General features: G+C 45.6%; 11 protein-coding genes. 6 read left to right on the forward strand and 5 right to left on the reverse strand.

Features of this window, described 5'->3' with window-relative positions:
- Window positions 1-860: 860 nt before the first annotated feature.
- A complete protein-coding gene (locus FHW89_RS24375) occupies window positions 861-1,481 on the forward strand; it encodes a hypothetical protein (RefSeq protein ID WP_253952314.1) in 621 nt (206 codons plus the stop codon).
- The gene (locus FHW89_RS24380; RefSeq protein ID WP_172337665.1) at window positions 1,478-1,780 is read left to right on the forward strand and encodes a transcriptional regulator; all 303 of its coding nucleotides are present in this window, start codon (window positions 1,478-1,480) and stop codon (window positions 1,778-1,780) included. Before FHW89_RS24375 ends, FHW89_RS24380 begins: the two co-directional genes overlap by 4 nt.
- A gap of 3 nt (window positions 1,781-1,783) precedes the next feature.
- On the opposite strand, the gene FHW89_RS24385 is transcribed toward FHW89_RS24380, so the two are convergent.
- Complete coding sequence (locus FHW89_RS24385; protein WP_172337666.1) at window positions 1,784-3,322, reverse strand: carboxylesterase/lipase family protein; 1,539 nt, start codon at window positions 3,320-3,322, stop codon at window positions 1,784-1,786.
- Window positions 3,323-3,512: 190 nt separating this feature from the next.
- Between FHW89_RS24385 and FHW89_RS24390 the strand changes: the two genes are divergently transcribed.
- Entirely contained in the window at window positions 3,513-3,824 is a 312-nt protein-coding gene (locus FHW89_RS24390; RefSeq protein WP_172337667.1) for a hypothetical protein, read from the forward strand.
- 151 nt (window positions 3,825-3,975) lie between these two features.
- On the opposite strand, the gene FHW89_RS24395 is transcribed toward FHW89_RS24390, so the two are convergent.
- Window positions 3,976-6,315, reverse strand: coding sequence for a glycoside hydrolase family 3 protein (locus FHW89_RS24395; RefSeq protein WP_172337669.1), 2,340 nt, complete (start codon window positions 6,313-6,315; stop codon window positions 3,976-3,978).
- A 355-nt stretch (window positions 6,316-6,670) separates the two neighbouring features.
- Between FHW89_RS24395 and FHW89_RS24400 the strand changes: the two genes are divergently transcribed.
- From FHW89_RS24400 to FHW89_RS24410, 3 genes are all read left to right on the forward strand, one after another.
- A complete protein-coding gene (locus tag FHW89_RS24400) occupies window positions 6,671-7,756 on the forward strand; it encodes a Gfo/Idh/MocA family protein (protein WP_172337671.1) in 1,086 nt (361 codons plus the stop codon).
- 6 nt (window positions 7,757-7,762) lie between these two features.
- On the forward strand, window positions 7,763-8,494 hold the full coding sequence (locus tag FHW89_RS24405) for a 6-phosphogluconolactonase (protein ID WP_172337672.1): 732 nt from the start codon (window positions 7,763-7,765) through the stop codon (window positions 8,492-8,494).
- A gap of 85 nt (window positions 8,495-8,579) precedes the next feature.
- A complete protein-coding gene (locus tag FHW89_RS24410) occupies window positions 8,580-10,304 on the forward strand; it encodes a GMC oxidoreductase (protein WP_172337673.1) in 1,725 nt (574 codons plus the stop codon).
- A gap of 62 nt (window positions 10,305-10,366) precedes the next feature.
- Here FHW89_RS24410 and FHW89_RS24415 read toward each other — a convergent pair whose 3' ends face one another.
- The 3 genes from FHW89_RS24415 to FHW89_RS24425 all read right to left on the reverse strand — a co-directional run bounded on the left by FHW89_RS24415 (window position 10,367) and on the right by FHW89_RS24425 (window position 13,388).
- Window positions 10,367-11,629, reverse strand: coding sequence for a TCR/Tet family MFS transporter (locus FHW89_RS24415; RefSeq protein ID WP_172337674.1), 1,263 nt, complete (start codon window positions 11,627-11,629; stop codon window positions 10,367-10,369).
- Window positions 11,630-11,984: 355 nt separating this feature from the next.
- The gene (locus FHW89_RS24420) at window positions 11,985-12,449 is read right to left on the reverse strand and encodes a phosphatidylglycerophosphatase A (protein WP_172337675.1); all 465 of its coding nucleotides are present in this window, start codon (window positions 12,447-12,449) and stop codon (window positions 11,985-11,987) included.
- A 117-nt stretch (window positions 12,450-12,566) separates the two neighbouring features.
- Window positions 12,567-13,388, reverse strand: coding sequence for a TerC family protein (locus FHW89_RS24425; RefSeq protein WP_172337676.1), 822 nt, complete (start codon window positions 13,386-13,388; stop codon window positions 12,567-12,569).
- Window positions 13,389-13,390: the final 2 nt, after the last annotated feature.

Below are 13,390 nucleotides of genomic sequence, written 5' to 3' on the forward strand. Positions count from 1 at the left end.
CAATGCTTCGATTTCTTCTTATTTCACCACGCCGTATCATCATCTTAGTCATGTCTTCTTAAGGCTCTCCGTTTGTTAGCAGGAAAACGCGGGGTGGAGGCGATTAATTAATGAATTAGCGTTAGTGATTTCTGAACCATGATTTTTCACTTATCGTTTATTTTCATTGGTGTTCAAGAGGGCTGCGCCGTTTTTAGGATTAAAGGATTACCATGATTTAATTACTGAGTTGGTGAATTACGGAGTCGACATTATAAGGTTTTTTTTCCCATCAGCAGATAAGCCTTATTAGTTATTGAATTAATGATTTATTGAATTGGTTTTGGCCTGTCTTGATTCTTGTCTCTTGATTCTCACCTCTACATATGGCGTTACCTTCGGCCCGCGCTATCCGCTCATACGCCACAAGGCGTTAGTCACGGGCCGGTATCCACTGCTATCGCTAACGCAGTTTAATTATTGAATTAGTGAATTATTGATTGAAAGTGCTTTTTCTTCCCCTCAGCAGGTAAGCTTCGGGCGAAAGCGGGCAGAACAATGGTGGCCAAGTGCCATTGGAGGGGCATAGCAAGTTTTTACTGAAGCGAGGGGAAATGCGCGAACGAAGTTGGGCAAAATAATTGCAGCCCTGGTTCTATCCGATTTGCGGGGCAAAGGCTATGAGCGCAAAGAAGCATTTCTGCTGAAAGCCTTTTGGTTACTTTGTGGCTGCAAAGTAACTGGCCCTCCAGCGGCCAAGAGCGGGTATACGCTGTGCAAACCGACGAATAGATCCTTCGTTCCTCAGGATGACAAATCTAAACTTCGTACCTGTAACGTTTTATTCCCTCCGCTTGCAATTCCAAACTATCTTATTAACTTTGAAAATCAAAGCACTTTCAATGGAAGAAAAAGACATTCACGCCGAGCTCAGCTCTATCCGCGACCTGATGGAGCGCTCGGCCAAGTTCATTTCGCTCAGCGGCCTGTCGGGCGTTATGGCGGGTATTTATGCACTTATAGGTGCGGGTATCGGCTACAACCTGCTCAAAACTGGTAATTATGAGGGCGATAATATTGTATTTATCACCGAGTTATTCCTGGTAGCCTTCGCCGTCCTTATTTTTTCCATTGGTACAGGCTTTTGGTTATCGTACAAAAAAGCCCGTAAAATCGGGCGTCCTTTCTGGAGCACCGGTAGCAAAAGATTGCTGATCAATATGGCCATTCCATTGGTAAGCGGTGGCTTGTTTACTTTTATCCTCATTTACCATGGTCATTATGGTATTGTTGCACCGGCCACGCTGATATTCTATGGCCTGGCTTTGGTAGCCGGCAGTCATTACACCTATTCGGGCGTAAAGAGTTTGGGGATAATTGAGATTTTATTAGGTTTGCTTGCCGCGCTGATTCCGGGGTATGGCCTGTTGCTCTGGACCATCGGTTTTGGCGTGCTGCATATTATATATGGTGCGGTGATGCACTTTAAATACGATTCGTGAAAATATCGTTAGAACAATTTGATAAAGCATTTGAAAACCGTATACGCCTGCAGATCATGAGCGTATTGGTTGCCAATGAAAGCTACGATTTTAACTCGCTTAAAGAGTTACTGGAGCTTACCGATGGCAACCTGGCCTCGCATCTGAAAGCATTGGAAAAAGAGGCTTATATGGAGGTGCAAAAAAGCTTTATCGGCCGTAAACCCAATACCCGCTATTCGGTGACTGAAAAAGGTCGCGCCGCATTTAAAAAACACCTGCAGGCACTGGAAAACCTCATCAAACAACAAAAATTATAAGTCTTATTTTCCGCTCACTTCTTTCAGCATAAAATCCAAAGCGGCCTTATCAGGCAGGGTTGTGGCTGCCGGCTTTTCGCTTAATATCATAATCTGGTTATCACGCGTATTATAGGCAGGCCACACGGGCAATCCTTTACCATTGGGATTGCCCGTTTTGGCGAAATTCACCCAGTAAGCTGATATTATTTTGGCTAATTGATGATCAACGGGCTGCCATGGGCGGTTTAAAAACCGGAGGTTATCATAAGCATAAGCCACCTCGCCAGAGTGGAAGGCCCTATACTTTACAAAATCGGCAGTGGCAGGCAGGCGGCGGGTAAAGCGGTAAACGTACGCTTTTGCCTTGCCCTTTTCGCTTTGCGCATTGGCCCAGGTATAATTCTGTGTGCCGAATAGTTTGTCGCGGTTTATCCTGATCTGCGCAGTTGCAGCATCGGCATCGGTATTCGCCGGGTAAAGCTGTATAAAAGCATTGGACCGGATCCCGTATTGTTCCAATACGTCGGACCGGTAATCTGCCGCGTTTTTTAGTTTGCCCACAAACGCGTCGTCTTCGTTCCAACCGGTGAGCAGTGGCACATCGTTCTGTTTACTTTCGGCAAAAATTTGCGCTATACTTTGAGGCAATACATAGCCATCAACAATGGGGCGGTTTTGTTGACCTTTGCCCACCAGTTCGGCGGCCGGCTTTGCCCGTAATTCAGCAATGGAATTTGCGCCTAATGCCTGCGCTGTTTTTACACCATTGGCTTCAGCCCCGGCTAGTTCGGAGTTGTTCTGACCGATAAACCCTGCGCCGCTTTCGGCAATAGCCCTTTGAAATAAACCTTTACCTAATGGTGATGCCACCAGGTAATTTACACTTATGGAACCGGCAGATTGCCCGGCAATGGTTACGTTATCGGGGTCGCCGCCAAAAGCTTTGATATTTTGTTTAATCCATTTCAATGCCGCCAGCTGATCCATCAGCCCATAATTTCCGGAAGCACTATGGCCCGACTCTTTGCTCAGCTCCGGATGGGCCAGGAAACCAAATATGCCAACCCGGTAATTGATCACCACAAATATTACCCCTTTTTTCGCGGTCGCCTCGCCATCATAAATGGGTACGGCTGCACCTCCTGTCGAAAAGCCGCCGCCATAGATATAAACCAAAACCGGTCGTTTTTCTGCGGATGACCGGGCTCCTGTCCATACATTCAGATACAGGCAATCCTCACTGATGGGTTCAGCGGGGATCAGGAACTCTTTGGTGTAAACCCCAAACTCACGGGGCGTAGGCTGCATGGGGCTAGCCGAAAAGGCTGTACATTGTTTTACGCCTTCCCATGACTTTACAGGTTGTGGCGCTCTCCAGCGCAGATCGCCAACCGGCGGGGCAGCGAAGGGAATTCCTTTAAATATATGTATATCTCCTGCCGCGTTGGTACTACCCGAAACTAACCCTGCATCAGTTTTCACTATGGTCAGCTCATTTTTTTGAGCCTTAACCAAAGTACAGCACAACAACATTACAGATAATAACAAGCAGTTTTTCATAGTCATATTTTAAGGTTTACTATCAGCTAATTTATGGTTTTAACCTTGTCATTTTATACCCATCTGTGCAGACAGCCCCGGATTCATTTTACCCCTGTCGCAAAACACCCTGTAAAATGTCCTTTTCACCCGTTTTACAAATGCTGTTTAGCCGGTACTTTTACTCATCCAATTACCCAAACAAATCATTATGAAAATAGTAAGAGTACAGTATACCACCACACCAGAATTTGCGCCGATTAACCAGGCCAATATCGCGGGCATTGTAAAGGAATTAAAGGAAATTAAGCACCCGGGTATTAAGTACGGCTGCTGGCTGCTACCCGACGGTAAAACATTCATGCATTTTGATCAATTTGAAAATGAGGCAGCCCATGATTTGCTGACATCTTTAGCATCATTCAAAAAATTCGATGCAGACCTATGGGCCAGCAAGCTTGAAATTGAACCTGTGCTTGAGCTGCTTTCTCCGGTCGCATCTACTGAAGAATCTTGGGGATAAAGTAAAAACATTCAGAAGAGATAAAAAAGTTGTCATTTCGAACGAGGTACGAGGAGAAATCTTTTACTATTTGCAATTGAAGCCCTGCACAATGCAGAAGATTTCTCCTCGTACCTCGTTCGAAATGACATGGAGTATTCTTATGTTCAATTTAAGGCTTTACCCCAGTCTTTTTATACTTAGCCGTACGTGCATCATTAATAACACCTTTCCAGTTCAAACCGAAACCAAAATCGTACGTATTGCCCTGATCGTCCACATAGCATTTCATATCATGGGGTACGTCCTCAAATTGTTTTTCAACCGTGTGCATATCCGCGGGCATTTGTAGCGGTAACAGTGCCGATGGCTCACTGTTGCCAGTCAAAATATCTAAGGTAGCTTGTCCCTGTACGCCAAAATCAACCACAATAGCATTAGCATTTTTTTCAAATTCCGAAAACACCATCGGGTTGGCCATATTCACAGAAACAATAACCGGCTTGCCTTTCATTTTGGCATAAGTATCATTCACCATAGCCAGATCAGTTACATTGATGGCCGTTGCGGATTTATCCTTATACGTACGATTGATAAATTTTTCCAGTGGATCACCGCCTGCTATGCTGGTAGCACGGGCATCGGTAGCCATGTATTTTTGATATTGTAAACTTACCGGCACATAACCATTGCCGCCGTTTTTGGCATCGTCGCTATTATAACCACCGCCGCTGTTTGGGCTATTGATAAACACCAATGCGTAATCTGCCTCATCAGGGTTTTCGGTTACTTTAAAATATTTCTTCACCGTTTCAATATTCACCGGGTATTCCAGTTTCTCGGGCGTTGTCATACCCAGGAAGTTTTTGCCCGCCGGGGTAAATTGCTTAGGCACATACACCATTTTGTTTTTGGCAAGCGGCAGCACATTATTTTTGTTCTTGAGCATCACGATGGATTTCAATTGCGCCTGGTAACCAGCATTCATAAAATCCGGATTACCTACAACGCTTTTGGATGTCTCCGGATCAAGATAGGGATTTTCAAAAAGTCCGGTACGGAAGATATTACGCAGCAAGCGCACTGCCGACTGCTCAAACCGTGCACGCATAAAAGTTTCGCCATGTTCTTTTACGCCCATCTGGTAAGCGGCCACTACAGGCGCCACTTCATTATTACCGCCAAACTGATCGACCCCGGCCATCAGTACTTTATAGTGACGTTGTGCAACCGTCAATCCTTCCACTCCCCATGATTTGCCCGACAAAAACTGATCAACCGCGGTTTCATCGCCCGTCACCAGCCAGTCGGTACATACCACGCCATCAAAATGATATTTTTTCCGGAGCAGATCATTGATAATATAAGAGTTATAGTTATTGGCTACGTTCTCCTTGTTTTTGGTATCCTGGTTAAAGGATATGGTATAATAAGGCATTACCGATGCGGCCATACCTGTTTTACCCTTCAATTTAAAAGCACCTTCGGTGAAGGGGATGAGGTGTTGTTTAAAATTATTACCCGGGTAAACAGCATATTTACCATAACCATAATGCGCGTCGCGGCCACCCTCGCCTGCACCACCACCTGGCCAGTGTTTTACCATGGCATTCACGCTGCCATATCCCCAACCACTATTAATCTCTTTATCACCAACAGAGGTTTGAAAACCATCGATATACCCACGCGCCATATCTGCCGAGAGCTGCGGATCTTCACCAAAGGTACCGCTCACCCGCCACCAACGCGGATCTGTAGCGATATCAACCTGGGGCGAAAGCGCGGTGGCAATCCCCAACGCCCGATACTCTAATGCTGCTATATGACCAAAATCTTCCACCACTTTCGGGTCAAACGTAGCAGCAAAACCCAATGAACCAGGCCACATCGAGATCGATCCTCCTGCACCCGCGTTAAACTCAGCTGTAGCTACGGTACCATGCCGCGGGTCGGAACTGTTATTATTGGGGATGCCCAGACCCAAACCTTCTACAAAAGCCTGCGCGTTATTGTTCCATTGCGCCGCCACTTCGGGGCTCAGCACCGATGTGATGAGCACATGGCGTACATTATCTTTTTCCAGGAACTGCTTTTGCTGATCAGACAGGTCATAAGGTTTGGCACCGCTTTCGGCAAATACTTTACCGCCGTAGGTCCCGGCGAAAGGCCCGGCTGGTGCAGCGGGTATAGGCTGATGTTTACTGTACAGCATCAAACCGGCAATTTGCTCCACGCTCATTTTTGATGCCAGGTCCCTGGCACGTATATCAACCGGCAGGCGCCAGTCCTCGTACTTATCCAGTTTGCCATTTTTGTTCAGGTCTTTAAAGGCCAAGCCATCCACCGTTAATATTTTTACGCCCGATGTGGTAGAATACCCCAGGTTTTGCCCGTTGGTATTGGTCACCCAGGCAATATCGCCCGATCTTTTTTCTGTCCATTTGGTTTGCCCCAGGGCTACGGTTGCAGGCAACAGCCCCAGCAAGGCCAGGAGTTTAAATTGATTCGCCATAAAGTTTTAGTCGTTGGTTAAACTTGGTTTATAAATCACTAATTAACAGCAAATAACAATCATTGTGTCAATATTACACAATAATATGTATTAACTTTTTAAATTGCAAATATGTGTAAGCCGAAATAAGTAGCTATATACACTACAGATCACGTAAATGATGTTTGTTGCCGATGCTAAATCCTTTTTTAAAACTTTCATTTGTTTTTTTGATTTAGTATATAATTCAGTAATCTTGAATAAATAATTCTGGTTACCAATTGTAACGCCGCCCCTTTTTATCCCGGCGCTTAAACATCATTTATTGTAAAAAAGATGGGCATTGCCCCATCCTTTATTGAACCTTGATATACCTATGAACAGAACCAAAGTAGCCATACTCGGAGCCGGTTTTATTACCGATATCCACATGGAATCATACCATCGCTTTATACCCGAAGCCGAGGTAGTTGCCGTATACGCACGTAACCTGGACAAAGCCAAAGCTTTTGCCGAAAAATATGACATCGCACAATGGTTTGATGATATCGACAAACTCATTGCCGAATCGGGCTGTGAGGTGGTAGATATCTGCCTGCCTAATTACCAGCATGCAATAGCTACCATCAAAGCGGCAAAAGCCGGTAAACATATTATTATTGAAAAGCCACTGGCAGTAACGCTGGAAGAGGCTGACGAAATGATAGCCGTTTGTAAAGCCAACAACGTAAAACTGATGTATGCCGAAGAGCTTTGCTTCGCGCCAAAATATGAACGTGCCCGGCAATTGGTAAAAGATGGTGCCGTAGGCGAAGTATTTATGCTGAAACAGGGCGAAAAACATTCGGGCCCGCACAGCGATTGGTTTTATGATATAAACCTGGCCGGGGGAGGCGTTATTATGGATATGGGCTGCCATGCACTGGGTTGGTTTCGGTGGATGCTTAACCACGCCCAAGTGAGCAATGTGTACGCCACCATGAGCACCGTATTTCATAAGGGCCGCACCAAAGGCGAGGACAACTCCGTAATTATTGTGGAATTTGAGAATGGGGTAACTGCCGTAGCCGAAAATAGCTGGGCTAAACATGGCGGCATGGACGATCGTTGCGAGATATATGGTACCGGGGGCGTAATTTATGCCGACCTGTTCATGGGCAATGCAGCCGTTACTTATAGCCGCGAAGGTTATGGCTATGCGATGGAAAAGGCCGATACCTCCAAAGGCTGGAGTTTCACCATTTTTGAGGAAGCCTTTAATCAGGGCTACCCGCATGAACTGAAACATTTTATTGATTGTGTACGTCATGACAAAACACCACTGGTAACCGGCGAAGATGGTCGTGCTGTACTGGAGATCATTTACGCGGCCTATGCTTCGGCGGGACAAGGGAAAAAGATCAACCTGCCCTTCTCGGCCAAAGTAGCTAAACCAATCGACCTTTGGTTAAACCATCAATAAGCGGGCATGACGATTCAACAGTATAAAGATTACGATTCATTATCATCGGCAGCGGCTTATTTGATATGGCGACAGATGAAAAAGAAACCCGATTCACTGATCTGCTTTCCTTCTGGCGATTCGCCAACGGGGATGTTCAAATTCCTGGTACAATATGCTAAAGAGGGAAAAATAGATTTTAGTCATGCGCATTTTGTGGGTTTGGATGAATGGGTGGGTATGGATAAAAATGATGAAGGCAGCTGCAGCCATTACCTGCATGAACATTTCTTTTCTAAACTAAAGATAGCGCCAACGCAGGTTCGCTTTTTCAATGCCAAGGCTGCTGATCTTGATGAAGAATGTAGACAAATGAATAAACACATCAAGGATCTTGGAGGGTTGGATATGATGATCGTGGGTATCGGAATGAATGGGCACGTAGGCCTGAATGAACCCGGTACAGATTTTAACACTTATGCGCATCACTCTGCCTTAGCTCCCGTAACCATCGATGTAGCAAAAAAGTATTTTGCACAACAGCCGCAGTTAACTGAAGGAATCACCCTGGGTTTGCGCCATCTGGCCGAAGCACGAACCCCGGTGCTGATTGCCAGCGGCGCAAAAAAGGCGGGCATTATAGCACAGGCTTTAACTGGCCCCATAACTACCGATGTGCCGGCTTCGATCTTTCAAAAGCTGCCAAACGCACAGATCTTTTTGGATCATGGCGCAACAGAAAAGCTCAATAAGCAGTAAAATAAAAGAATAACCACACATTCATATCGATGAAATCTATATAAATAAAATAGCAAATAGTTTTTACATATAACCCTCAATCACCATGCCCGATTCAACAGAAAGACCAATCGCTAACACAGATCATTTAACGTATGATGCCATTGTTATAGGCTCGGGCATTAGTGGTGGCTGGGCCGCCAAAGAATTATGCGAGTTCGGCTTAAAAACCCTGGTGCTGGAACGCGGTCGCAACGTGGAGCATAATAAGGATTATCCCACAGCCACAATGGATCCCTGGCAGTTTAAACATCGCGGACAAATGACACGGGGGTTTTTGGAGGAGAATCCGCTGATCAGCAAAGCGGCCGGTTTTGGTGAAGACGACGCTCATTTTTTCATAAAAGATAAAGATCATCCCTATATACAGGAAAAGCCATTCGACTGGATACGGGGCTACCAGGTTGGCGGTAAATCACTTACCTGGGGCCGTGCCTGCCAGCGCTGGAGTAAATACGAGTTTACCAATCCCGAGCGTTTTGGTTATGGCATAGCCTGGCCCATTGGCTATGACGATGTAGCGCCATGGTATTCGCATGTAGAAAAATTCATAGGCGTATGCGGCAATAAGGACGGTATTGAAGCCATGCCCGATGGCGAATTCCTACCGCCTTTTGATATGAATTGTGTGCAGGAAGTGATCAGCAAAAAGATCAGCGAACATTATCCCGACCGTCATCTGGTACATGCGCGCTGGGCCCATCTAACCAAACCCAACCAGCTTCATTTAGACCAGGGGCGCGGTAAATGCCAGGCACGCAACCTGTGTATGCGCGGCTGTCCATTTGGTGGCTATTTCAGTTCAGTAAGCTCAACATTGCCTTGGGCCAAACGCACGGGCAATCTCACTATCAGGCCTTTTTCAGTAGTACACTCCGTTATTTATGATGAAAAGCAGGGCAGGGCAAGCGGCGTAAAAGTAATAGACACCAATACCAAAGAGGTGATAGAATATAAAGCAAAGATCATTTTCATGAATGCATCAGCGCTAAATACCAACCTCATCCTGCTGAATTCAACCTCGGCCCGCTTCCCAAATGGCCTGGGTAACGATAATGGGCTATTGGGTAAATATGTGGCCTTCCAAAACTATCGCGCATCGGTAACTGCAGGCATGGATGGCTTTCTGGACCGGTATTATTTTGGCCGAAACCCTACAGAGTTAATCCTGGCCAATTACCGTAACCTGCACCAACAGGAAACAGATTATAAAGGCGGTTTTACTACGTTTATGGGGGCTTATCGCAGCCCTATGCCATACGGGCAGGTTCATCCATCCATTGGTGGCGATTTTAAAGATGCCTTAACAGAACCCGGACCATGGCAGGTGTACATGTACTTGCAAGGCGAAACCATCCCCAAAGAAAGTAACCATGTACGTCTCAGTAAAGATCAAAAAGATCAATGGGGCATCCCACTCTTGATCACTTCTGTGGAATACGATGATAATGATGAACGCATGATACAGGATTTTTTAACCCAGAGCACCGAAATGCTGGAGAAAGCGGGTTGCACCAACATCCAGAAGCATGAAAACAAACAAGCGCCCGGACTGGATATTCACGAAATGGGTGGTGTACGTATGGGCAAGGATCCCAAAACATCGCTGCTGAATCAATGGAACCAATTACACCTGTGTAAAAATGTATTTGTTACCGATGGTGCCTGCATGACCAGCACCGGCAATCAAAGTCCATCGATATTATATATGGCTTTAACGGCTCGTGCGGTCAACTACGCAGTAGAAGAGATCAGAAAGGGAAACTTATAAATAAGCCTATTGCCAAAAAGAAAAAGGCCGCATCCAGGTGGAGCGACCTTTTAAATTACAAATTAAACGGAAGAGCTTATCTCTTCTTTGTTTTCTACCCTTGGATCATCCTCAGGCGAATACTTTTGATCGGCCTTTATAAACAGCAACAAACTGATCAAAACCGTCGCTGCGGCAAGCAAAAAAGGCATTCCCGGAAAATAGTTCCCCTGTCCTTGGTGACTGAACGTCGCGAAAATATTGGCAAAAGCCAGCGGTGCTATGATGGTCACCAAACCCTTCAGGCAGCTGAAACTGCCCTGCAGTTCGCCCTGCTCGTTGGCAGGAGCGCTGTTTGACAGGATACCCTGCAATGCCGTCTCGCCGATAGTGCCTATCGCAAAGATCACCAAGGCAGCAAACAGCCCCCATTGCCAGGGCGTTAAAGCAAAACTCAGGTAGGCCAAAAAAGTAAAGAACAAGCCTACATAGGCTGTGCCTTTTTCTTTTAAAGCTTTCAACGAAAAGCCTACCAGCCAACCCTGTACCACAATAAAAAGCCCACCCATGCAAGCCAATGAAAGGCCGGTAAGGCTGCTGCGCCAATGGAACTTTTCGGTGGTAAAAAATGTCCAGATGGTTTCCATGCTGTGGCTCGCGAACGATAAAAACAGCAAAGAAGCGATCAATACCGCCGCGCCTTTAAAATTGCGCAGGTACTTGATGGCGCCAAGTGGATTGGCCTTTTTCCAGTCGAACGGTCTGCGGTTCTCCAAAGCCAGTGATTCGGGCAGGACGAAGTAACCCAATATCAGGTTAAGCGAACTTAAAGCTGCTGCCGCTATAAATGGCGCGTGCAAGCCAAACTGCGCCAGTAAACCGCCAATGGCAGGTCCCAGGATAAACCCAATACCCATGGCGGCGTTAAGCCAGCCAAAGTTTTTGGTACGTTCTTCGCCCGAGCTGATATCGGCCATGTAAGTAGAGCCAACCACATAGCTGGCGCCCGTTATACCGGAGATGGTACGACCAATGAAAAACCAAAAGAAACTGGGTGCAAAGGCCAGGAAAATATAATCCAGGCTAAAACCCAGTAAGGAACACAACAATACCGGTCTGCGGCCATAGGCATCGCTCAGGTTGCCTAATACAGGCGCAAATACAAATTGCATCAGGGCGTAAACAAAGGTGAGCCAGCCGCCATACCGGGCAGCCGTACCCATATCCGCATGACTCATATTGGTCAGCAGTTTGGGTAAAACAGGGAGAATGATGCCTACTCCGGCGGTATCAATTAAAACGGTTATAACAATAAAGATCACTATGGATCGATGATTTGATTTCATACAAAAAATTGAGCATAGCACAACACCCGTGGTGCATGCACGCGATTAATAATAAAAATGATTAAACAGAGAAATCTGCCCGGACCGGTACGATCGGGGAGCTGATTTGAACAGACGGGTTAGCGCCTGGTGCCGGAAGTAAGAAATTACCTCATAGGAGTATTGTTAAACCGCTACAAAAATATAAAAACAAAACACGTTATCAATACTTTATAAAATTCTGATTATAAAAAAACCGTATCCATTTTAAGATACGGCCTCTTGATTACTTATGTTAAAAAGCAGACTTACGAAGTTTTAAAAACTTCGTAAGTCTTTATGTGTTCCCGAAATAAATCCGGGATTAGGTCTATTTTTATCGCACAAATAAAACCCAGACCAGATAGCCGGCCCATACCAGTATATTGGCGTAAACGCCGGCCAATACATCGTCCATCATAACGCCGGTACCGCTGGGCAGGGCTTCCATTTTGCGGATGCCCAGGGGTTTTACAATATCAAAAAAGCGAAACAGGATAAGTCCGCCGATAAGGGTATAAATATTCATGGGTACAAATACCACGGCTATCAGCATACCGGCAACCTCATCAATCACCACGCGCGAACTGTCTTCGCCCCAATCAGGTTCAACCTTGTTGCTTACGTATACGCCCAGCAGGGTTATCACAATGGTAATGGCAACCAAATACCAGGGGTTTTGCAACACCGGACTTTGCCATAACAGCCAGATAAATCCGCAGGTTACTATAGCCGCATAGGTACCACCACCTTTTAAAAATCCGATGCCAAATATGGAAGCTATTATTTTATTTAAATTCATCTTTATTAGTTCATTGGTTCACTGGCTCATTAGTTCATTGGTTTTAACAGCATAAACCTGCATTGTTGCCGATTTACTACAAATGAACCAATGAGCTAATGAATCAATAAACAATCATTATTGCTTATCCAGCACATCCTCTGCTGCTTCGGCTACTTCCGGCTCGATGGTGTGCCTTTTGGGAAAGTTAAATAACAGCGACGTTAATACCGGGATAATAAATATGCCTACGGTAAATACTGAAGTGAAAATGTCAGCCTTTTCGCTCTCCATAAATTTAGAGAAGGATGATGTTTCGTTAAAATGCACATACAATGATGCCGATAATTTAATCCCCAGCACACCGATCACTATAAAAGCAACAGTCTCCAGAAAAGTAAATTTCTCCATCAGCTTTACAAAAGCCTGCGCTACAAAACGCATAGCCAGGATGCCGATGAATACACCAATGTATATCAGCACCACGTGATCTGTAAAGGCCACAGCAGCAAACACGTTATCGATAGAAAAGGCAAGGTCCATCAGCTCAACGAGAGCAACAGTAGCCCAAAACACGCCAAATACACCCACCGTTGAGCGGTACAGCCAGTTTTTGCTTTTATCCACCTCTTCTTCTCCGCCATCACTATTGGCCGCTTGTATTTTTCCCTTAAAGTAGTTAAAGCTCAGGTACAGCAGGTATAAGCCGCCAATAGGCTTTAACCACCATATTTTCACCAGCCAGGCTGCTAAAAACAAACATACCCCGCGCAATACATAGGCACCAATGATACCATAACGAAGCGCTTTTTTGCGTTGACTGGGCGGCAAATCCAAAACCATGGTAGCCAGTACCGCGGCATTATCAACAGAGAGCAAACTCTCGATAACAATCAGGTTTAAAATGATGAGCAAGCCGGCTTTAATATCGGGGCCCAGGATGGTGTGCAAAAAGTCCATAT

This window comes from Mucilaginibacter sp. SG564 (assembly GCF_013149275.1).
Taxonomy (GTDB): Bacteria; Bacteroidota; Bacteroidia; order Sphingobacteriales; family Sphingobacteriaceae; genus Mucilaginibacter.